The sequence below is a fragment of the Pedobacter sp. UC225_61 genome, assembly GCF_044452285.1.
Lineage (GTDB): Bacteria > Bacteroidota > Bacteroidia > Sphingobacteriales > Sphingobacteriaceae > Pedobacter.
In genome coordinates this window covers 3172298-3194602 of record NZ_JBIOAL010000001.1, presented here as the reverse complement: position 1 = coordinate 3194602, position 22305 = coordinate 3172298, and the positions used below count along the sequence as shown (strand labels likewise).

Sequence of the window (22305 nt, the reverse complement as noted above, 5' to 3'; positions counted from 1 at the left end):
CGAAGGAGGTTCTTCACCGACTGCGGCAATCTCCTGCATGGAAACCTATTAGGAGATTGCTTCGCTGCGCTCGCAAAGACGACTGTTTAAAGAAAAAACTAAGCGCCAAAATATCTGATTTAAAAGCTAATGTTCCTTATAACATTCTATAATTTTATAACTACGTTAGGCATTGAATTATATTTTTGATAAGATGAAATCTACTCCATCACTTAAATTAAAAAAGACCATGTTATGTGCTTTTTTAATCACTTTATTAACTTCAGCTACACTATTTGCTAAAACAATTACTGTTGCATCGATAGCAGAGTTGCAAACTGCAATTAATAAAGCCCAACCGGGCGATGTGATTGTACTGAAAAGCGGAACTTATACTACTACAGAAGATATAGTAGTGAATAAACAAGGCTCAGCGCAACAACCCATTACCATTGCAGCAGAGAAAATTGGTGAAACAGAAATAACTGGTAAAGGAGGGTTTAACGTAGTAAGTCCGGCAAAATATGTCATCATCAGAGGATTTAAATTCACACATCTTGCCTCAAAAGCTAAAACAGGTAATGGAACTAGCTTTTGCCGCTTTACACAAAATATTTTCGAAACACCAGGCGATGGAGAGGACTTAACTGTTGCAGGTTCCGATCAAGAAATAGATTACAATACATTTCAGAATAAAAATGCAATGGGCAGATTTGTGGCCATTAGAGGAGAAGGAAAACAAATTGCCGAACGCTTACACATTCACCATAACTATTTCAACACAGCAGCAAGTCAAGGCGGTAAAAACGGAGCAGAAGCCTTTCAGTTTGGTTTAAGTGGCTTTAGCATGTCGTTGAGCAATAGCATAGTAGAGTATAACTTGTTTGAAAAGTGCGAAGGAGAGAACGAACTGATTTCGGTAAAAGTTGGTGGAGTAACGTTAAGATACAATACCATTAGAGATTGTCCGGCACAGTTTACCTTACGTCATGGAAATAAAAATTTGGTGTATGGCAATTATTTTAAAAACACACCAGGCTTACGAATTTTTGGCGATGACCATCAAATTTTCAGTAATTATTTTGAAGAGTGTAAACCAGCAATTACCATTGGGAATGGCGGTGCAGAAGTTGCAGATGGTGCGCCTTTAACGTCTCATGATAGGCCCGATAGAATTTTGATTGTATTTAATACACTAGTAAATAATAAAGAAAACATTGTTCAAACCCCAAGAAAGGATGGCATAGGAGCAACTTATGTTACGGTTGCTAATAACATTATACAAGGTGGAGGTGTTGCAACTAAGATATCTGGCCCAATGACACAAGCCAAATGGCAAGGAAACATCATTTTTAAAACAGCAGGCGCCGGAGATTTACCAGCAGGATCTTATCAAGAAAATGATCCTAAATTGGTAAAAGATGCTTCAGGTATTTTTCAATTACCAGCAAACAACCCATTAATTAACAATACAATTGGTCAATACCCAGTTGTTAAGGCTGCAAATAAAGTAGTTGTTTTATCACCAAACCAAGTTGGTTATTTAGCTAAACCGTAATGAATAAACTAAGCACAGCTCTTTTTCTGATTTTTATCTTTTTGGGGATTAATAGCATATTCGCACAAAATAGTGGCAAAACAGAATGGGTTAACTACGATCAAAATGGAAAATTAGTTTACAAAACTACACCTGCCGGAGATCAGATCATGGATTTTTCCCATGCGGGATATAAGGGTGGTGGAGTAGCTTTGCCAACAATAACAACAACAATCGTTGTAAAACCATCTGGAACTGGAGATGATACCAAAGTAATTCAAGCTGCAATAGATCAGGTTGCAAAAATGCCTTTACAAAATGGATTTCGTGGAGCAGTAGAACTTTCTGCAGGTGTATTTAATTGTGCTAGTTCAATTATCATTTCAGAGAGTGGTATCGTTTTACGTGGTAAAGGAAGTGATCAAAATGGAACTACGATTAAAATGAGCGGAGCGCCACATACAGCTATTGTAATAGGCAAAGGCAATACTAAAGTGGCTTTAGGTGCAGTAGAAGCAAATGAACAAGTGGAGCAAGTCACCACTCGTTTTGTTGATTCATACGTTCCATTTGGAGCTAAATCTTTTAATGTTGCCGATGCAAAAGGTTTTAAAATCGGAGATACGATTGCAATTTATAGACCTACAACCGATGCTTGGATTCATTTTATGGAAATGGATAACATGTACAGAGAGGGAAAAAAGCAAACTTGGGTGGGAGCAGGCAGACAAGAGATTTCAAAACGAATAATTAAGGCGATTGCAGGTAATCGGTTAACAATTGATGTGCCTTTGGCAGATTCGTATGATGCAAAGTTTTTACTGCCAATGGGGGTAAAAGTGGCGAAGATAAAAGTGCTGAATAGGGTAACAAATGTTGGCGTAGAAGATGTACACATCCAATGTGAACCCTTAGAATCGTCTTATGGAAATGCTCCTTATGCAGGTATTAGAGTGGGTGGTGATGATTGTTGGGTTAAAAATGTTTTTGCAGAAGAAACCATGAACACTACGGTTTTGGCAGGAGATCGAATTACGATGCAACGCGTAAAAATTAAACATACCTATGCCAACTTAGGTGCATCTAAACCTGCAGATTTTAGTTTAGAAGGTAGTCAGAATTTAATAGACCGTTGCGAAGCTACTGGCGGGAATACCTATTTTGTATGGACATCAAGTTTAATAACTGGTCCAAATGTAGTGCTAAATTCTACCTTTAAAGGCATAGGAAGTCGCATACAACCACATCAACGCTGGGCTACAGGGTTATTAACCGATAATTGTACCATTGCCGATGGCAATATAGATTTTATGAATAGAGGTATTGCAGGTTCTGGTCATGGTTGGACAATGGCTTGGGCTGTTGCTTGGAATTGTATTGCGAAAAGTTATATCATTCAAAACCCACCTGGAACTGTAAACTGGGCAATTGGTTGTATCGGAGAACGAGAACAAACAGCTAGATTATTTGATAGCAGCCCAATTATACCTGATGGAACTTTTGATTCGCATGGTAAACCTGTGGCTATTCAGAGTTTATATTTAGCACAGCTACAAGAAAGATTGGGCAAAACAGGGTTAAAGAATATTGGTTATCAGTCGAATGATATTACCGAATTTACGAACAAAGCAGTAACCTTAACTCCATTTAATCCAGAAAGAGATCCTAAATTAGGAGTAAACTTAGCCTACGAACGTCCTGTAAATACAAATAATGTGAGAGGTACCACACGAGAATTTGGTGGGGAAAGAGCGTTGGATGGGAATGGAAAAACCTATTGGGCAGTTAATGATGGTTTAAAAGAAGCCACATTTGAGGTGGATATGGAAGGACCAGTATTAATTAATGCATTAAAAATGAGTGAGGCATTAGGACAAAGAATAGAAGAATACAAAGTAGAAGTTCAGTTAGATAGTAAATGGATTTTGGTAGATAAGGGCACTACTATTGGAGTAGATAAGACCGTAAAGTTTCCAAGTATAGTAGCTTGGAAAGTGAAATTGACCATTAGTAAGTTTAATGATTATCCGGCTTTAAAGAGCTTTGGACTATACTTTGTTAAATAGCATACGTAATTATGAATAAAAATATTTTTAAAATCTTATTAACAGGATTTGTACTGCTTGGAGCTCAATTCATAGCAAGTGCTCAAAGCATTAGCGCCGATGCAATTTTAACGCCAAAGGCAGGGCCTGAACCCAAAATAAACGGAGCGAAGATTTTTGGTGTACGACCAAATCATCCTATTTTATATACTATACCAGCATCTGGCAAAAGACCAATGACTTTTTCTGCTAAAAATCTTCCTAAGGGAGTTACTGTAGATCAGAAAACTGGGAAAATAGCTGGATCAGTTGCTCAAAAAGGCACCTATAAAATAGTACTAGAAGCAAGCAACTCGCTCGGAAAAGCTACTAAAGAGTTTAAGTTGGTAGTAGGAGAAGAAATTGCGTTAACACCGCCAATGGGCTGGAACCATTACAATATTTATGGAACTCGAATTACGCAAGAGCAAGTACTTACCCAAGCAAAAGCGATGGCGAGTACGGGTTTAATCAATTATGGATGGTCGTATTTAAATATTGATGACGGATGGCAAGGTAAACGTGGAGGTAAAAACTTTGCAATTTTACCCGACAGCGCTCGTTTCCCGAATATGCAGGCTTTGGTAAATGAAGTACATGATTTGGGATTGAAAATAGGAACATATTCTACACCTTGGATCGAGTCTTATGGACATAGAGTTGGTGGATCGGCAATGAACCCAGAAGGAACTTTTGAGCGCACCAAAGAAACTGTTGCCAGAAATAAAAAACTAATTCCTTTTGCGATTGGAACCTATCATTTTTGGAACAATGATGCCAAACAAATTGCAGAATGGGGGTTTGATTACTTAAAATACGATTGGAATCCGATAGAGATGCCGGAAACAAAAGAGATGTTCGATGCGCTAAGAAAAAGCGGTAGGGATATAGTTTTTAGCCTTTCTAATAGTACACCTTTCGCAACAATAAAAGATTTATCAACTGTATCTAATGCATGGCGTACTGGTGGTGACATTAAAGACAATTGGAAAAGTTTAAAGAGCAGGATTTTTACACAGGATAAATGGGCACCTTATGCTCGCCCTGGCCATTGGAATGATCCAGATATGATGATTTTAGGTGTTGTTGGATGGAATGCTGCCGAAAAATGGCCATCTAAGCTAACAGCAGATGAACAATATACCCACATGACTGCTTGGTGCTTAATGTCTGTGCCTTTATTGTTGGGAAATGATATTTCTAAACTGGATGAATTTACCTTTAGTCTATTAACCAATCAGGAAGTGTTGGATGTAAATCAAGATCCATTAGGTAAACAAGCTACCATCATCTCACAAAATGAAGATATTGGTGTAATGGCAAAAGATTTAGAAGATGGTACAAAAGCCGCTGGTTTATTTAATCTTTCAGACAACGGAACACAATCTGTGATTTTGAAGTGGGAGGATTTAAAAATCAAAGGTAAATACATTGTTCGCGATTTATGGCGTCAGAAAGATTTAGGTGTTTTTGATAAAGAATTTAAGACTGATGTAAATCAGCATGGTGTAGTAATGATTAGTTTAAGAGCTGCAAAATAATATGAATATTCTTCAACATACCCGTCGCTTTTACAGCATATTATTTTTTGCTTTTGTAATCAGCTTTTTTAATTGGAAAACCGTAAAGGCTCAAGATAAAGACTCGCTTACTAAAGCTATTTTAACACCTAAGCCAGCCGCAACACCGAGAATAAATGGTCCAAAAGTTTTTGGTGTAAGGCCAAGTCATCCTATTGTGTTCACTGTACCAGTATCTGGCGATAGGCCAATGACATTCTCAGCTAAATCCCTTCCAAATGGAGTAAAATTAGATAGTGAAACAGGGAAATTATCTGGAAGCATTGCAACAGCAGGAACGTATATCATTGCGCTAGAAGCAAAAAATAAGCTAGGTAAAGCAAATAGGGATTTTAAGATTATTGTAGGCGAAGAAATTGCATTAACACCACCAATGGGTTGGAATAGCTGGAACATCTATGGTAATAAAGTGACTTAAGAATTAGTTGCTGCAAATATAAAGGCAATGGCAAGTTCGGGTCTAATTAATCATGGTTGGTCGTATATGAATATTGATGATGCTTGGCAAGGAAAAAGAGGAGGAGAGTTTAACGCTATTCAACCTGATCCTATTACCTTTCCCAATATGTTAGCTTTAGTAAAACAAGCTCATGATTTGGGTTTAAAGATTGGAATTTATTCTTCTCCTTGGATAGAAACTTATGCCAAAAGAATTGGTGGCTCGGCTATGAATGCTGAAGGTACTTTTGCTCCAACTACCGAAAAAGTTGATCATCGTATAAAGAAAGTGCCGTACGCCATAGGAAGCTATGTTTTTGTTGATAATGATGTAAAACAATGGGCAAAATGGGGCTTTGATTACTTAAAATACGATTGGAATCCAATAGAATATCCTGAAACTAAATTGATGTATACTACCTTACGCAACAGTGGAAGAGATCTTGTTTTTAGCTTATCAAACAGTACACCTTTTGCATCAATCAAAGAGCTATCTACAGTATCTAATGCGTGGCGTACCGGTGGTGATATTAAAGATGTTTGGTCTAGTTTAAAAAGTAGGTTATTTACACAAGATAAATGGGCACCTTATGCTCGTCCGGGTCATTGGAATGATCCAGATATGATGATTGTGGGCTGGGTTGGATGGGGCAAAACACCAAAACCAACCCGATTAACAGCCAATGAACAATATACTCATGTAAGTGCATGGTGTTTAATGTCGGTACCTTTATTATTAGGAAATGATTTAACCAAATTAGATGATTTTACGATTAGCCTATTAACTAATGATGAAATTTTAGCTATAAATCAAGATGAATCTGGAAAACAAGCTACTGTGATTTCAAGACAAGGAGAGGCAGGTGTAATGGCAAAAACTTTAGCCGATGGAACAAAGGTTGCTGGTTTGTTTAATCCTGGTGATAACGGAACCCAGGCAGTAATTTTAAAATGGGAAGACTTAAAGATTAAAGGCAAATACACTGTCCGCGACTTATGGCGTCAGAAAGATTTAGGAGTTTTTGAAGGAGAATTTAAGACAGATGTTGAGCAACATGGCGTAGTTATGATTAGTTTAAGAGCTGCTAAATAGTTTTTAACTATGCATCAAGGGACAACCTCTCAATCCCATCCTTTCGACTGGAGCGCAGCGAAACGGAGAAATCTTCCTATTTATTGTAAAGTTCAAATACTTCTCGGCTATGCTTGAAAGGACGATTTCTGATCCGTAGGTTTTTTCTTGCATTAAATCTTCTTCGCGTAAAGGTCTAAGGGCTTTGCGTTGAAGTCGAAAGGCTTTGCGTAACGGGAAAAGGTCTTTGCGTGATGGGAAATGTCCTTTGCTTAACGGGAAAAGTCCTTTGCGTGATAGGAAATGTCCTTTTCGTGATGGGAAATGTCCTTTGCGTAACGGGAAAAGTCCTTTGCGTAACGGGAAAAGCTCTTTGCGTGATGGGAAAAACGAAATTTCCGCATGCTTCGCTATACACTAATGGTAAATTAAGAAGGATATAATTTCAATTCGATATACGTTAAAAAGCGAAAACTACACCTCCTGATGTCAAAATTGTTGAATAAACAGCTAATTCAATTGCGTAAAACTTAACGAATTATCACGTAGTTGCATAAACAAATATAAACGACCAACCGGTTCAATTCTTTCATTTTAGAGTATACTGTATGAAAAAATTAGGTGCACTAATAGCTTTCCTATTTATTTTAGCCCATGTAAAAGCGGCTGATTTTGATATCACCAAATATGGTGCAATTGGGGATGGAACAACGTTGAATTCGCAAGCGATCCAAAAAGCGATTGACGCCTGTTACAAAAGTGGCGGAGGCAAAGTAATTATCCCAGCAGGTAAGTTTTTATCAGGTACTATTGCCCTAAAAGATAACGTTACGCTTTACCTACAAAAAGATGCTGTTTTATTGGGGAGCATAGATTTAAAAGATTATCAAAATTTAGATCCATTTACAGAAGGTTTAGGCATTGATGTGGGTTGGGCTTTATTGGTTGCGGTTGACGTGAAAAATATTGGTATTGAAGGAGAAGGAACCATTGATGGGCAAGGATCGGCTATAAAAGCAAAACATATTTTAACAGATACTCGCCCAGAGGGACAACGTTGGGGATTACGCCCTTTTTTAGTTCGAATTGTAAGATGTACTGGAGTTACAGTAAAAGGTGTAACCTTAAAATATGCAGGAGCATGGACATCACATTATTTCCAAAGCAAACAGATTTTAATTGAGAATGTAAAAATTCAAAGTGTAGGCGTTGCACATAACGATGGAATTGGGATTGATGGTTGTCAGCAAGTACGCATTAAAGATTGCGATGTGGTAAGTGGAGATGATGCATTGGTATTTAAAACAACATCGAGCTTAATGGCATGTAAAGATATTGAAGTATCAGGTTTAAGGCTAAAAAGTAGTCAGGCTGGTATAAAAATTGGCACAGAATTTATTGCCGATTTCGAAAATATAAAAATTACCAACTGCCATATTTACGATACAAAAAACGGTGGAATTAAATTGCTAACGGTTGATGGTGCGCACCTAAGAAATGTGTTGATTTCAGACATTACCATGGATGAAGTAAAAACTCCCATGTTATTTCGCTTAGGTTCACGATTAAATGTTTTCAGAAAAAATACGGAGACTAAAAAACCAACAGGCACTTTCGAAAATGTTGTGATTAGAAATGTGAAAGCGAAAGCAGCAGATCAGGCTCAATTAACGCCGCCATCTGGCATTCTAATTACAGGGGTACCTGGGCATGATATTACCAACTTAACGTTAGAGAATATCGAAATTACTTTAGCTGGTGGTGGTACGGCAGAAGATTCACGTAAGGTAGTTCCAGAAGCGATTGATCAATATCCAGAAGTAAAAACTTTTGGTCCAAAAATTCCAGCGTATGGTGTTTGGGCTAGACATGTAAAAGGTCTAAAGTTAATTAACGTGAAATTTAATTTAGGCACTAACGATGTACGTCCTGCACTGGTTTGCGAAGATGGCAAGGATATCACAGTAAATAACTGGACTTTGCCAGAAACAAAAGGAGCAGAAGCGATTATACGTTTAGAAAATGTGATTGGTGCAAGTGTTAATGGAATAACCGTAAAAGGCGAAGCACAAGCTTTAGTAAGAGTAGAAGGAGCAAAAAGTGCATCGATTAAAGTCGCTAAAAACAATGCTTCATCCATCAAAAAAGAAGTAGAAAACATAAAATAAGTTAACATGAGAATAGCACTAGCTGTACTAATTCTTGGTTTTTTATCGATTAATAGCCAAGCCCAAACGAATGCGCCAAAAAGCCAATGGGTGTATGCTGATGTAAACAGTAAATTAACTTACAAGGCATTGCCAACTGGCGATAAAATCATGGATTTTTCATATGCCGGATATAAAGGTGGTGGTGTAAGTTTACCAAATCTCGATGTAAAAATAACGTTGAAACCTTCGGCGGGCGATAATTCAGAAACTATTCAGAATGCGATAAATACAGTTTCTGCAATGAAGTTAGTGAACGGTTTTAGAGGAGCAGTTTTATTGGAAGCTGGTACGTATAACTGCGAAAAACAAATTAGCATTACTACAAGTGGTGTAGTTTTAAGAGGAAGTGGTGCAGGAGAAAATGGTACGATTATAAACCTAACAGGCAAGCCACATTTAGCACTTTTGGTTAGGGGAGATGTAAGCGTAAAAGCTACTTCAATTACTTCGACTTTTGCCGATGGGTATGTACCATCTGGTACATTATCTTTTAACGTAAACAAGGTGGATGGGTTTAAAGTTGGCGATACCATCCGGATTAGTAAGCCTGTAACCGAGGCTTGGATTGCGTTTATGCAAATGGATAAAATGGTAAGAGATGGTAAAAAACAAACCTGGATGAATGGTGAGATTACTACCGATCGCATCATCACTCAAATCGATAAAAACAAAATTACAGTTGATGTTCCTCTTACTGATAATTATGATCTGAAATACCTTAATCCTGGTGTAACAGTTACAAAAATTAACAGCAATGGTATGCTGTACCAAATTGGGATTGAAAATTTTAGGATTATTTCTGCTCCACAATCGGTAACCATAACCGAAGGGAGCAATAAAGCTTTTACATTGAGTGGCGTTACTGATGCTTGGGCAAAAAACATTGATGTCTTTAATACCGTAAATAGCGTGAGTGTCACGGGTAAACGAATTACCGTAGAAAACGTAAACATTGTACACAATTTACCAACCATTGGGGCTGCTAAGCCTGCTGATTTAAATGGAAGTGGACAACAAATTCTATTTAATAAATGTACGATACAGGGTGATAATTTATTCTTCTTTGGTACAGGCGCAAAAGTTACTGGTCCTGTTGTTTTACTCAACTGTGTGTTTAAAGGCAACGGATGGATTCAACCTCACCAAAGATGGGCAACAGGTTTATTAGTGGATAATTGTGAAGTTCCAGATGGAGGAATAGATTTTATGAATAGAGGATCAATGGGTTCTGGGCATGGCTGGACTATTGGTTGGGCCGTAGCATGGAATTCTTCGGCGAAGAGCTTTTTAAATCAACAACCTCCAGGAGCAGCCAATTGGGTAATTGGTGGTAAAGGAGAACAGCAAAAAAGAGCTATTCCTTTCGACACTAAACCCGATTTACCAGAAGGAATTTATGATTCATATCAACATCAGGTTACGCCAAAAAGCCTTTATTTAACTCAACTTTCAGAAAGATTAGGTTCAAGTGCAGTAAAAAATATAGGTTATTAATCAATGAAGAAACTTATTCAACTATTTCTGCTATTCTTGTTTAGCCATAGTGCTTTTGCGCAAGCTACTATCACCGAAGAGAAGACAACTCCTTGGAAAAAGTTCGAAAAAGTAAGCTTCAAATTCAATGGGATAGAAGCGTGGTACGTTAAACCATTAGTAGCTGCCAAAGGTAACCCTTGGATATGGAATGCACATTTTCCAAACTGGCACACCGAGATAGATAGCGTTTTATTAGAACGTGGGTTTTACATGGCTTATATCAACACAAATGATTTATTTGGACATCCAAAGGCAATGATGATTTGGGATGATTTTTATACTTATTTAGTTAAGGAGAAAGGTTTCGCACCAAAAGTTGCTTTAGAAGGGGTAAGCAGAGGCGGATTATATGTATTAGGCTGGGCAAAAAGAAATCCTGCCAAGGTAAGTTGCATTTACACAGAAACACCAGTATTTGATTTTAAAAGCTGGCCAGGAGGAAAAGGAACGGGAAAAGGTTCACCTAAAGATTGGGCTAAACTTCTAGAGGTTTATCATTTTACAGAGGAAGAAGCTTTAAAATATGATGATTTACCCATTAATGGGCTTGATGGTTTAGCTGCTTATAAAGTTCCTATTTTAAACGTAATTGGCTTACAAGATAGCCTTGCTCCGCCAAAAGAAAACACGACTATTTTGGTTGAAAATTACCTTAATAAGGGTGGACCAGCCACTATAATACCGATGACAAGAGGAAAGCAAACGCTGAGTGGTCATCATTTCCCAATTGAACAACCAGAAAAACTGGCTGAATTTATTTATCAAAATAGCATGCCTGTTGTTCATCAGTTAAAAGATGAAGATTTTATAGAAGAATTTGGTCGGCTTACTAATATCGCTTATCGCATAAAAAAAGAAAAGAAAGCAACAGTTGCTTTTTTGGGTGGATCAATTACCAATATGAAAGGTTGGCGTGATAAAGTATCAACCTATTTAAAAGAATTATACCCCGAAACAGATTTTACCTTTATTAATGCTGGTATTCCATCCTTAGGCAGTGTCCCTCATGTTTTTAGGTTGAAGAATGATGTATTGGACAAAGGACGCATCGATTTACTGTTTATCGAATCTGCAGTAAACGATCATGGAAATGGAACTTCAGAGCAACAACAAAGGAAAGCATTAGAAGGTATTGTTCGACATGCTTATCAAGTTAATCCGAATGTGAACATGGTGATGATGGCTTTTGTTGATGAAGACAAGATCTCAGATTATAAAGTAAACAAAATTCCAATAGAGGTAAAAGTGCATCAAGATATTGCTAAACACTATCAAATTCCATTTATAAATTTAGCCGAAGCAGTAAGCAAACGCATTGAGGCAGGAGAGTTTACTTGGAGTGGTGATTTTAAAAATCTTCATCCATCGCCATTTGGTCAGGAAATTTATTTTTCTGAAATCAAAACCTTAATTCGGAAAAGCATAAAGGATAATTCAGCTCCACAGCTGGAGGCCTTTAAATTGCCCGCTATACTTCAAAAATTTGCTTATACCAAAGGTGATTATGTTGATGTAGCAAAGGCGATGATTAAAAAAGATTTTATACTAGATCCGTCTTGGAAACCCAAAGATAAAGTGAATACCAGACCGGGTTTTGTAAATGTTCCAGTCTTATTGGGTACCACTGCCGGTGCAGAACTTTCATTTACATTTAAGGGTAATGCCGTTGGAATTGCCATTTTGGCCGGACCAGATGCTGTGATCATCAGTTATACTATTGATGGAAAAAATCCAAAAACGATAGATCTTTATACGCAGTGGAGTAAAAACCTTCATTTGCCTTGGTATTTAGTATTGGGGGATGAACTCTCAGCTGGTCAACATGTTTTGAACATACAAATTACTCCAAATCATAATGAGAAATCTTTAGGCAATGCATGCAGAATTGTACATTTTTTAGTGAATAGTGATGAAAAAAATAAAAAGTAAAATCTGGATTATCGTTTTACTGTCCTTGCCCTTTACCGTATGGGCGGATGTGAAATTACCATCGCTAATTGCGGATGGTATGGTTTTACAACAAAAATCTTCAATTTCATTATGGGGATGGGCAAATCCTGGTGAAAAAGTAACGGTTTTAGCAAATTGGAATCAAAAAGCAGAAGTTACTACCAATACGAATGGTGAGTGGTTGTTGAAATTAAAAACTCCCGTAGCTGGTGGCCCATATACCATTTCAATTAATGGAACTAATAAAATTGAAATTAAAAATGTACTTATTGGCGAAGTTTGGTTATGCTCAGGTCAATCAAATATGGAGTTTCCTTTACACAAAACAACACCAACATGGAAAACAGGTATTTTTAACTATGAAAGTGAAGTAGCCAAAGCTAATTATCCCAAAATGAGAATGTTTACGGTAAAGCAAACCGTAGCACAAGAACCTCAAAAAGATGTAAAGGGAAAATGGGAGGTATGTAGTCCAGAAACTGCTGGAGGATTTTCTGCAGTAGCCTATTATTTTGGTGTTGAATTAACCAAGTCCTTGAATTGCCCTATTGGCTTGATTCATTCATCTTGGGGTGGTACACCAGCTGAATCCTGGGTTAAAAAGGAAGTTTTAGAAAAAGATGAAGAGCTTTCATCCATTTTAACAAATTATGAAAAAGATGTACAAAATTATACATCGGTAGAGGCCAATTATCAAACTGCTTTAGAAAAGTGGAAAAAAAGTGGAAACTCAGTAGCCAATACTGCACCAAAAAAACCTGTTGAACCTACTCAAAGCTCAAAATCAGCAACAAAACTGTACAATGGGATGATTGCGCCGCTTATTCCATTCACCATTAAAGGCGTAATTTGGTATCAAGGAGAATCGAATTCGGGTAGGGCATATGAATATAGAAAACTATTTCCAGCGCTAATTAATTCTTGGCGGGCAGACTGGAAAACTGATTTTCCATTTTATTTTGTGCAAATCGCTATGCATTACCAACAACTTCCAGAACTTAGAGAAGCACAATTATTCACCATGCAATCTACTCCGCAAACGGGTATGGCTGTAATTAGCGATGTTGGTGATTCATTAAACATTCATCCACAAAATAAAGAAGTTCCTGGAAAGCGTTTGGCACTTTGGGCATTGGCTAAAACCTACGGTAAAAGTGATTTGGTTTATTCCGGACCAATTTATCAGTCGATGAAAACTGAAGGAAATACCATTATCCTAAAATTTAAACATGGGGAAGGTTTACAAGTCAAAGGCGATTCATTAACTGAATTTACGATAGCAAATAACGATCAGCAATTTGTACCTGCAACAGCTGTTATTAAAGGCGATGAAATTTGGGTTTCTAGTTTATCTATTAAAAATCCAGCTGCTGTTCGTTTTGCTTGGAAAAACTTTTGTCGACCGAACTTATACAATGCCGCAGGTTTACCGGCTTCACCTTTTAGAACAGATAATTGGACAACCATAACTAAAAATTAATGAAGAAGACTTTTTATATATTGATTCTGTTAGCGATCCTGCAATTGCCAAAATATAGCTTTGCTCAAACTATGGATCAGATGTGGGATAGTAATGTTTCAGGTAAAGAAAACCCGAACTTACAATGGTTTAAAGATGCAAAATTTGGCCTATTTATTCATTGGGGGTTGTATTCAAAACTAGCTGGAGAATGGAATGGGAAACGCTATTATGGTAGTGGCGAATGGATAATGAACCAAGCTAAAATTAAAGTTGCTGATTACGATAAAGTAGCTTCAACTTTTAATCCAACTGGTTTTAATGCAGATGAATGGGCACAATTAGCAGCAGATGCTGGTATCAAATACATGGTGATAACCGCTAAACACCACGAAGGTTTTGCCATGTACAAATCTAAAGTGAGCAATTTTAACATCGTTGACGCTACGCCTTATAAAAAAGATCCGATGAAAGCATTGGCAGAAGCCAATCGTAAACGCGGTATTCAATTCGGTTTTTATTATTCACAGTTTCAAGATTGGCACGAACCTAATGGAGGCAGAAATACCTGGGATTTTGATGAATTGAAAAAAGATTATCAAGTGTATTATAAAGAAAAAGCAATTCCTCAGTTAAAAGAGCTATTAACAAATTATGGTCCGTTGGGCATAGTTTGGTTCGATACACCTGGCGGAATGACTAAAGAACAAACTCAATCATTTGTAAACGAACTAAGAGTATTGCAACCCAAAACATTGTTTAGCAGTAGGGTTGGGCAAGGTTTAGGGGATTATAGAGATTTTGGAGATTTTGAAGTGCCAAATATACCAATAAAAGGAGCTTGGGAATCAATTTATACACATAACGATTCATGGGGCTACATTAAACACGACATGAACTTTAAAAGTAGTAAAGAAATTATTCAACTACTTGCCAATGTAGCTTCTAAAGGTGGTAATTTAATGTTAAATGTTGGGCCAGATGGAAATGGAAAAATCCCAGAATACTCAGTTAAGTTTTTGCAACAAACAGGTAAATGGCTTAAGTTAAATGGCGAGAGTATTTATGGAACTACGTATGGTTTAATTGCTGCTCAACCTTGGGGAGTAAGTACTTCAAAACCTGGAAAACAATATTTACATGTGATAACCAGACCAAAAAATGGCAAACTATTAATTCCTGATTTTAATGAAAACGTAAAAAAGGTGTATGCATTAACCGATAAAAAAGCACTGACCTTTAAAAAGATAGGGAAACAATTGTTGATTAATTTACCTTTATTTGGTCAGGATGCGGTAAACACAGTTTTTGTGGTTGAGTATTCGGGAACTGTTGCCGATTATAGCTTACAAACACCTATTACAGTATCAGCTCAATTTGATGAAAACAATGTTGATGCTGTTTTTGCTCAAACTACTGGTAATGCAAAAATTCAATCCTTAACCTATAGTCATTACTATGGCGATTGGAAACATACCACTTGCATCACCAATATGAAAGATAGCACAGACCAAGTTACATTTACCATAAATGTAACCGAGCCTGGAGACTACCATGTTAAAGCAGAGTACAGTTGTCCGCAAGAAAGCGTAAAATTAGAAGGGAGTTTGAGCATTAATCATCAAGAATTTCTATTTAGAACCTTACGTACATCAGAATTTGATAAAAGTTCGCCATTGCTATTTATTAAACACACTGTTGCAACCACTACTTTTTCAAAACCAGGAATATATCACATTGCAATTCATCCATTACAAAATGGAAAAGAGCTATTTAAATTAAAATCAGTTATACTAGAACCTGTTAAATAAGATATGAAGAAAATAATCACTACAGCTGCATTTTTAATTTGCTTGCTGTTTAACTATACCACCAAAGCACAAACGCTTAAAGATGCAATGCAACCAGCTGTTAAAAATGGCGGGTTTAAAATGGAAGGCTATATTCTATGGTGCCCATCGGTGATAAAAGTAGGAGATACTTACCATATGTTTGCATCTCGCTGGCCAGATAAATATGGTTTAGGTGGTTGGACAACTTATTCGGAAGTCGTTAGAGCGACTTCTAAAAGCTTATATGGTCCTTATGAGTTTCAAGAAGTTGTTATCCAAAAAAGACCAGATTTCTGGGATAATGACAGAGCGCATAATCCGAAAATTGTAAAGGCAGGAGATACGTATGTGTTGTACTATATTTCATCAGCAAATGAAACGGGTTATGCCTATAGTAAATCGATTACTGGGCCTTGGACACGCACTGATAAAGTAGCCATGCCTTTTTCTAATCCTGCTCCGTTAGTGAGAAAAGATGGAAGTGTGTATGTTTTTGGAAGAAAATCTGTTGATAATATCCGCATCGCTCAGGGATATCAGGCACCTTCTTTTAATGGAAATTATAGCTTAGTGAGTAATCAGTATAATTTATTGCCCGATAAAAATCAATTGGAAGACCCAACGATATGGTGGGCAAAAAATCAATATAACGTGGTATTGAGTGACTTTAGGGGTGATGCTACTGGTATAGGTAAAAACGGTGCACAATATGCTTCTAAAGATGGAATTAACTATACATTGGTTTCTAAAGAATCTGTTTATACGAAAACGGTAACTTATGATGATGGGACTGAACAAACTTTTAGAAGGAGAGAAAGGCCATTTGTTTTTGTAAATGATAAGGAACAAGTGACTGCATTTTTCACTTCCTGTTTAACCCAAGCGAAAGATGGTAGTGAGAAATCGTGGATTGAAGTAAATCCAGTTAATAAGTATGTGCCAAAAGAAATCAAATAATTCATTCGCAATAATTTCTAACATGGATCAAATAGAAAATGAAAGCGCTTTTTCGAGAAGAAAATGGTTGAAAAGTGTTTCAATTCCTGCTGCTGCAGTTATTGGCGCAAGTTTTATTGGTAATTCGGCACAAGCAAAAGAAGGTAATGCTACAGATGAAAAAATGTTTGGTGCTCAAATTTATAATATCAAAGATTTTGGAGCCAAAGGCGATGGAAAAACTCTAAATACAACGGCAGTACAGGCAGCGATAGATTTGTGTTATCAAGAAAAAGGCGGGACAGTGCTGGTACCTGCAGGTGATTTTGTGATCGGTACGATTGAACTGAAAAGCAATGTAACCTTACATCTTTCAAATCAAGGCAAATTGCTAGGAAGTCCTAGAAAAGAAGACTATACAGCTGGAAAAGGAGTGCCTGCTGGAAATGGAAATATCGTTATGATTTACGCTGCCAATGCAGAAAATGTTTCAATACAGGGTAGGGGAACAATTGATGGCAATGGATCAGCATTTTTTACCGGACAAGGTGATAATACGGGGCCAAATTCACAAGGTGGAGGTTATTTTGATCGACCGCATTTATTGATCTTTTATAAATGTTATAATCTGCTTTTACGCGATTCGTTTTATACCAAAAGTGCTTATCACTGTTTTAGAATTTTAAACTGTGAGCAGGTTAATATCGATGGCGTAAAGATTTATAATCGCGTTAATAAAAACAACGATGGCTTTCATTTTAACAACTGTAAATATGTGCACATTATAAATTGCGATGTTCGTTGTCAGGATGATGCATGTGCTTTATTTGGAAGTAACCAATTTGTAACCGTAACCAATAGTTCTTTTAGCACACGTTGGTCTATTTTTAGATTTGGCAGTGGTGATGCTCAAAATATAGCCATATCAAATTGTTTAATTTACGATACCTATGGCTGCCCAATAAAAATTAGTTCAGGTAATGCGAGATTAGAAAATCTTACTTTTTCAAACATTATTATGAGAAATGTAACTGGCCCTATTGGAATTGGATTTAGCGGACCATCTAAAAGAGGAACAAATGATGCTTCACAAGCCACTACACAGCCAACATTTGTTAGAAATATTGTTTTTAACGGAATTAGAGCTACGGTTGTACCAGTTCCTGTAAATCATCCAGATATTCCTTTTGATGTAAAAGTATATCTAGGGGAGCATTTTAGCTGTATTACACTCAATGCATTAGGAAATAACTTTATCGAAAATGTAAGCTTTACCGATATTCATGTAAGTTATGCTGGTGGTGGATCAAAAGAATTAGCATCAAAAAAAGATATTCCACAAACTGCTCAAGAATATTTTACGGTATGGGATCCAGCACCATCTGGTCCACCAGCGTATGGAATGTATGCTAGAAATGTAAAAGGCCTAACATTACAAAATGTACGACTTGAATTTGATCAGGCTGATGCTAGACCTGCTCTAATCTTTGATAATGTACACGATTGCACGATCACAGGTTTAGCTGTAAAAGGAAGTAAAACTGCAGATTGTACGTTAAGATTTACAAATTCTAAAGATGTAATGATTTCTTCGGCCAGATTATTAACTCCAGCAAATGCTTTTTTAAAAATAGATGGAAAAACTAACGCAGGATTAATGCTAGATGGGGGTGATTTAAGAAAAGCAACCAAAACAGTTGTTTTTGAAAATGGAGCAACAATTAAATCTATAAAAATTAGGGTTTAAGTTATGAGGTAATTTCTGAAGGAAGTAATTCTGCATTGCAGACAAAGTATTATAGATTATCGCTTTAAGATTATTCATAAGTTCATATAGTTTTATTGGTATTCATGAGCTCACTTTGTCGGTTGTCTTCGTTCCTCTCATGACGAAATTTTCTCTAGTTTATATGTAGTATTCTACTACTCTGAGTTGTCGTTTACTACTCTGAGTTGTCGTTTCACTGCTCTGAGTTGTCGTTTCACTGCTCTGAGTTGTCGTTTCACTACTCTGAGTTGTCGTTCCACTGCTCTGAGTTGTCGTTCCACTACTCTGAGTTGTCGTTCCACTACTCTGAGTTGCCATTCTATTACTCTGAGTTGTCATTTTACTACTCTGAGTTGTCGTTCCACTACTGTGAGTTGTTTATTCTACTGCTCTGAGTTGTTTATTCTACTGCTCTGAGTTGTTATTATAGTACTTCATACAATTCAATAAGTGTTAGGTTCTCCAAAATAAAAAGAGAGGCTGCTTTTTTTAAGCAACCTCTCTTTTTATTAGAAAACCAACTATTTTTATTTAGAAGCTCTAACTGCTTTAACTTGAGCAGGAGTAATTAAACTTGCTTTATTTCCAAAGCTATTCCGAACAAAGCTCAACACATCTGCAACTTGCTGGTCACTTAAATGTCCTAATCCAGGCATTGGGTTAGCATAGGTTTCACCATCTATCTCAATTTCTTTGTTGAAACCCTTTAAAACAATAGTAATTAATCTTTTTTGGTCTCCTAAAACATATTCAGTTTTACTTAAAGGAGGATTTAAGCCCATTACACCACCGCCATCTATTTGATGACAAACCATACAGTATTTAGTGTAAACCAATTTACCATTTACAATAGATGGTGCAGGAACAACAGGTTTAGCTTTGGTTTGGATTTTTTTGGTTTGAGCACTTAAATTCACCGAAAATCCAATTGATAAAAGTGCTGCGAAAATTATTCTCTTCATATCTTATTTTTTAGTGTATCCAATTCTATAAACAGTTCCTTTTACATCGTCAGTTACAAATAAAGAACCATCTGGACCTTGAGCCAGTCCGCACGGTCTATGCTGTGCTTCTTTTGGAACAATTACTTCATTTACCCCAGAAAAGCCATCAGCAAATACTTCCCATTTACCAGCAGGTTTACCATCTTTAAATGGAACAAAGACCATAAAATATCCGGCTTGTTTTTCTGGTGCTCTATTCCAAGAACCGTGGAACGCAACAAAAGCACCATTTTTATATTTTTCTGGAAACATATTTCCAGTATAAAATAACAATCCGTTAGGTGCCATGTGTGCCGGAAAAGCAACTATTGGATCTATAAATTCTTTGCTACCTTCTTTTTTACCATCGCCACCATACTCTGGAGCAAGAATTTTTTTGTTTAAGAAAGGATCATAATAGGTATAAGGCCAACCTGCATTATCTCCTTTTTTCAACATATACATCACTTCAGCAGGTAATTCTGCAGATTGTTTATCGGTATATAATTTAGGCCATGATGAGCTTAAATTATCCCTACCGTGTTGCATTACATACAATGTATTGTTTTGGGTATTCCAATCTAAGCCCATTACATTTCTTAATCCAGTAGCATATTTTACTCCATCAACATAGGTTTGATTTAATTTGTCTGCTTTAAATTGCCAAATTCCACCCGCAGAATCTAAAATTGGACAACCAGCCTTACCTTTTGATTCTAGACCACGATCCATTTCTTGACAAGAGTTAGAAGGAGAGCCAATATTTACGTAGATATTATCGTCATTATCTAATACAATAGATTTGGTTTGATGTTGTCTTCCCGCAATTAATCCAGTTACGATTTTCTCAGGCTTTAGCGGGTCAATTACTTTTTCTGCATCGTCTAATTTATATCGAAAAACTTCTTTATCAGATGAAGCATATAAATAACCTTTTTTGATTGTAATTCCCGTTCCTAAATAATCACCAAATGCCAGCTGCGTTTCATATTTTCCATCTTTATCATTATCCTGAAGATATAGAATACCTTTTCCGTTAACCACTCTCATCAATTTAATATATACACTACCGTCTTTGGTTACAATTATATGCCTCGCTCTACCTAAGTTATCTGCAATTTTAGTGGCGCCAAAGCCATCTAGTAATTTTAAACCAGCATTATCAGCGTCTGCCTTAAATGGTGTAATTTCATTAGCATGCTTATTCATGAAAGAGAACAATGTGCCTATGAATAAAAGACATGCAATAAAGATTGGGAGAATCGTATTTTTTCTCATTTGCTTTTGAATTATAATTTTAATCGTTTAATTTCTATTTATTTTTTAATACTTCCAATAAAAACATCTCTTTTCGCCACATCTAAAGTATTATCACCTGCCTCGGTAATCATTAATTTGATGCTTGGATGTGCATTATCTATAGTATGAACCCGATCTACTTTTTGACCTACCTTTATACTATTTTCAAATTGCCAGCTTTTTCCTCCGTTAGTAGTGATATATACTTTTATTGAATCTTCAGATGGTTTGTAAACTCTAAAAGAATCTGCACCAAATTTTTCTAATTCTCTCGGGTCTCTTAAATCCCTAATGCTATTACCGGGTGTTTCGATACTAGCAAAAATCCATTTGTTTCCATCCCAAGTTGCCGAACCTGGCCCACCACCAACTTGATTGTCAAAATAAATCAGAGGAAGCCCATTATCACGATAATGAACTGACACTTGTAATCCTGCTAAATGCCCAGTTTCTGGAATACCAGTATCTAAAACTTGACAAAATTCATCTAACTCTTTAGCTTCAATAGTTTTCCCTAAATCTTTACCTTTTATACTATATAGGTGATCATTACTTGGATCTAAATAAGCGTAATAAACATTTCGGCCATAAGTAGCATGTGCATGCTTGCCTAATTTCTCACCTGCAATCGTCCATGCTAAGTGAATTTTAGCTTTATTTCCGTTCATGGCGGGTTGATAAGTTACTTTGCCATTGTAAACCTCACACATATTATCTGTTACTCTCGGAAAAGGGTCAATTGCCATTTGTTTAGTCCAGGTTTTACCATTGTCAGTAGATTTTACAAATTGATAGGGTCTATCATCTGAGAATTTATTGGTTTGCCTTGTTTCTCTATAAAAAACATAAAAAGTACCATCGGACGTAATAATTGGTGCTGGATAAGATGCTTTTTCGGCTATTGGAATAAATTGATCTTCCCAGCTCCCATCAATGCTCAGTGGTTTAGGAGAAATAGTCATTCGCATGGTAGAATTGTGACATCCGTAAAAGATATACAAGCGATTATCTGCACCTTTCAACATACCTGGGTAATTATGCTTATCTATAAATGTAGGGGTTCCTACAATTTTATCATCACTCCATTTTTTAGCGGTATGATCATAAGCTTTTACGATGGTTTTACTTTTTTCTCCCATCCAAGTAATAAAAGTTTTGTTTATACTTTTATCATAAAAGCCAATTGAAATAGGTCTTTGGTCTGATCTGATATTGGCATCCTCACTAATTTTAGTTATTGAATAGGATTGCTGGCTTTGAGCATTTTTTACGTTTGCTAAACATAGGGCTAACAAAAGAATACGTTTAATATACATGTGATCTAAGATTGAGAAATAAAAATCGGTATATCAAATCTAGCGTATACTAGAAGTCATAATTGGTAACAATTGGCTTTTTATGCAATAAAATTGGCATAAGAAAGAGATATTCTTTCTTTTTAACTTAATAAATGACCGAAAATCTAGCAAAAAAAGTAAGCTAATTGTGAGTAGAAACTTACTGATTGATCTTTAATGAAAATTCAGAATTTTTATTAAAAACATACTAAAATACCAATTTATCACGTGTATTTGCGCTATTGAATCTTAAAGTGATTGGATAAATAATTGCGTTTTATTCAAAAATGTTGTCAACTTTTTAA

At 36.4% G+C, this 22305-nt stretch carries 15 protein-coding genes; 12 read left to right on the top strand and 3 right to left on the bottom strand.

Going from position 1 to position 22305, the window contains the following annotated elements; all coding sequences use genetic code 11:
- The first annotated feature begins 193 nt into the window (after positions 1-193).
- The 12 genes from ACHMWN_RS14520 (at position 194) to ACHMWN_RS14465 (ending at position 18360) form a co-directional block, all read left to right on the top strand.
- On the top strand, positions 194-1537 hold the full coding sequence (locus ACHMWN_RS14520; RefSeq protein ID WP_397302476.1) for a polysaccharide lyase 6 family protein: 1344 nt from the start codon (positions 194-196) through the stop codon (positions 1535-1537).
- Positions 1537-3582, top strand: a complete 2046-nt coding sequence (locus ACHMWN_RS14515) for a discoidin domain-containing protein (protein ID WP_397302473.1) — start codon at positions 1537-1539, stop codon at positions 3580-3582. The genes ACHMWN_RS14520 and ACHMWN_RS14515 overlap by 1 nt, the downstream gene beginning before the upstream one ends.
- An 11-nt stretch (positions 3583-3593) precedes the next feature.
- Positions 3594-5141: a putative Ig domain-containing protein gene (locus tag ACHMWN_RS14510; protein ID WP_397302471.1), complete on the top strand. Its 1548-nt coding sequence runs from the start codon at positions 3594-3596 to the stop codon at positions 5139-5141.
- Position 5142: 1 nt separating this feature from the next.
- The gene (locus ACHMWN_RS14505) at positions 5143-5598 is read left to right on the top strand and encodes a putative Ig domain-containing protein (protein ID WP_397302468.1); all 456 of its coding nucleotides are present in this window, start codon (positions 5143-5145) and stop codon (positions 5596-5598) included.
- A gap of 27 nt (positions 5599-5625) precedes the next feature.
- Positions 5626-6711 (top strand): glycoside hydrolase family 27 protein, encoded by a 1086-nt coding sequence (locus tag ACHMWN_RS14500; RefSeq protein ID WP_397302465.1) that lies wholly within the window; start codon positions 5626-5628, stop codon positions 6709-6711.
- Positions 6712-7298: 587 nt separating this feature from the next.
- Positions 7299-8858 carry a glycoside hydrolase family 28 protein gene (locus ACHMWN_RS14495; protein ID WP_397302463.1) on the top strand — a complete coding sequence of 520 codons (1560 nt, stop codon included), beginning with the start codon at positions 7299-7301 and terminating at the stop codon, positions 8856-8858.
- A 6-nt stretch (positions 8859-8864) separates the two neighbouring features.
- Positions 8865-10394, top strand: a complete 1530-nt coding sequence (locus ACHMWN_RS14490) for a hypothetical protein (protein ID WP_397302460.1) — start codon at positions 8865-8867, stop codon at positions 10392-10394.
- Positions 10395-10397: 3 nt separating this feature from the next.
- Positions 10398-12365, top strand: coding sequence for a GDSL-type esterase/lipase family protein (locus ACHMWN_RS14485; RefSeq protein WP_397302457.1), 1968 nt, complete (start codon positions 10398-10400; stop codon positions 12363-12365).
- Positions 12346-13866: a sialate O-acetylesterase gene (locus tag ACHMWN_RS14480; protein WP_397302454.1), complete on the top strand. Its 1521-nt coding sequence runs from the start codon at positions 12346-12348 to the stop codon at positions 13864-13866. The genes ACHMWN_RS14485 and ACHMWN_RS14480 overlap by 20 nt, the downstream gene beginning before the upstream one ends.
- The gene (locus tag ACHMWN_RS14475; protein WP_397302451.1) at positions 13866-15656 is read left to right on the top strand and encodes an alpha-L-fucosidase; all 1791 of its coding nucleotides are present in this window, start codon (positions 13866-13868) and stop codon (positions 15654-15656) included. The genes ACHMWN_RS14480 and ACHMWN_RS14475 overlap by 1 nt, the downstream gene beginning before the upstream one ends.
- A 3-nt stretch (positions 15657-15659) precedes the next feature.
- On the top strand, positions 15660-16634 hold the full coding sequence (locus tag ACHMWN_RS14470) for a glycoside hydrolase family protein (protein ID WP_397302449.1): 975 nt from the start codon (positions 15660-15662) through the stop codon (positions 16632-16634).
- 22 nt (positions 16635-16656) lie between these two features.
- Entirely contained in the window at positions 16657-18360 is a 1704-nt protein-coding gene (locus tag ACHMWN_RS14465) for a glycoside hydrolase family 28 protein (RefSeq protein WP_397302446.1), read from the top strand.
- Positions 18361-18908: 548 nt separating this feature from the next.
- On the opposite strand, the gene ACHMWN_RS14460 is transcribed toward ACHMWN_RS14465, so the two are convergent.
- The 3 genes from ACHMWN_RS14460 to ACHMWN_RS14450 are packed head-to-tail and all read right to left on the bottom strand — an operon-like array spanning position 18909 to position 21979.
- On the bottom strand, positions 18909-19343 hold the full coding sequence (locus ACHMWN_RS14460) for a c-type cytochrome (protein ID WP_397302443.1): 435 nt from the start codon (positions 19341-19343) through the stop codon (positions 18909-18911).
- Positions 19344-19346: 3 nt separating this feature from the next.
- A complete protein-coding gene (locus tag ACHMWN_RS14455) occupies positions 19347-20642 on the bottom strand; it encodes a PQQ-dependent sugar dehydrogenase (RefSeq protein WP_397302440.1) in 1296 nt (431 codons plus the stop codon).
- A gap of 38 nt (positions 20643-20680) precedes the next feature.
- Positions 20681-21979 carry a BNR-4 repeat-containing protein gene (locus ACHMWN_RS14450; protein ID WP_397302437.1) on the bottom strand — a complete coding sequence of 433 codons (1299 nt, stop codon included), beginning with the start codon at positions 21977-21979 and terminating at the stop codon, positions 20681-20683.
- Positions 21980-22305 lie beyond the last annotated feature (326 nt).

Bases quoted from the DNA above. Each gene is read 5' to 3' on its own strand.
- ACHMWN_RS14520 (WP_397302476.1), top strand. From the start codon at position 194: ATGAAATCTACTCCATCACTTAAATTAAAAAAGACCATGTTATGTGCT.
- ACHMWN_RS14515 (WP_397302473.1), top strand. From the start codon at position 1,537: ATGAATAAACTAAGCACAGCTCTTTTTCTGATTTTTATCTTTTTGGGG.
- ACHMWN_RS14510 (WP_397302471.1), top strand. From the start codon at position 3,594: ATGAATAAAAATATTTTTAAAATCTTATTAACAGGATTTGTACTGCTT.
- ACHMWN_RS14505 (WP_397302468.1), top strand. From the start codon at position 5,143: ATGAATATTCTTCAACATACCCGTCGCTTTTACAGCATATTATTTTTT.
- ACHMWN_RS14500 (WP_397302465.1), top strand. From the start codon at position 5,626: ATGGCAAGTTCGGGTCTAATTAATCATGGTTGGTCGTATATGAATATT.
- ACHMWN_RS14495 (WP_397302463.1), top strand. From the start codon at position 7,299: ATGAAAAAATTAGGTGCACTAATAGCTTTCCTATTTATTTTAGCCCAT.
- ACHMWN_RS14490 (WP_397302460.1), top strand. From the start codon at position 8,865: ATGAGAATAGCACTAGCTGTACTAATTCTTGGTTTTTTATCGATTAAT.
- ACHMWN_RS14485 (WP_397302457.1), top strand. From the start codon at position 10,398: ATGAAGAAACTTATTCAACTATTTCTGCTATTCTTGTTTAGCCATAGT.
- ACHMWN_RS14480 (WP_397302454.1), top strand. From the start codon at position 12,346: ATGAAAAAAATAAAAAGTAAAATCTGGATTATCGTTTTACTGTCCTTG.
- ACHMWN_RS14475 (WP_397302451.1), top strand. From the start codon at position 13,866: ATGAAGAAGACTTTTTATATATTGATTCTGTTAGCGATCCTGCAATTG.
- ACHMWN_RS14470 (WP_397302449.1), top strand. From the start codon at position 15,660: ATGAAGAAAATAATCACTACAGCTGCATTTTTAATTTGCTTGCTGTTT.
- ACHMWN_RS14465 (WP_397302446.1), top strand. From the start codon at position 16,657: ATGGATCAAATAGAAAATGAAAGCGCTTTTTCGAGAAGAAAATGGTTG.
- ACHMWN_RS14460 (WP_397302443.1), bottom strand. From the start codon at position 19,343: ATGAAGAGAATAATTTTCGCAGCACTTTTATCAATTGGATTTTCGGTG.
- ACHMWN_RS14455 (WP_397302440.1), bottom strand. From the start codon at position 20,642: ATGAGAAAAAATACGATTCTCCCAATCTTTATTGCATGTCTTTTATTC.
- ACHMWN_RS14450 (WP_397302437.1), bottom strand. From the start codon at position 21,979: ATGTATATTAAACGTATTCTTTTGTTAGCCCTATGTTTAGCAAACGTA.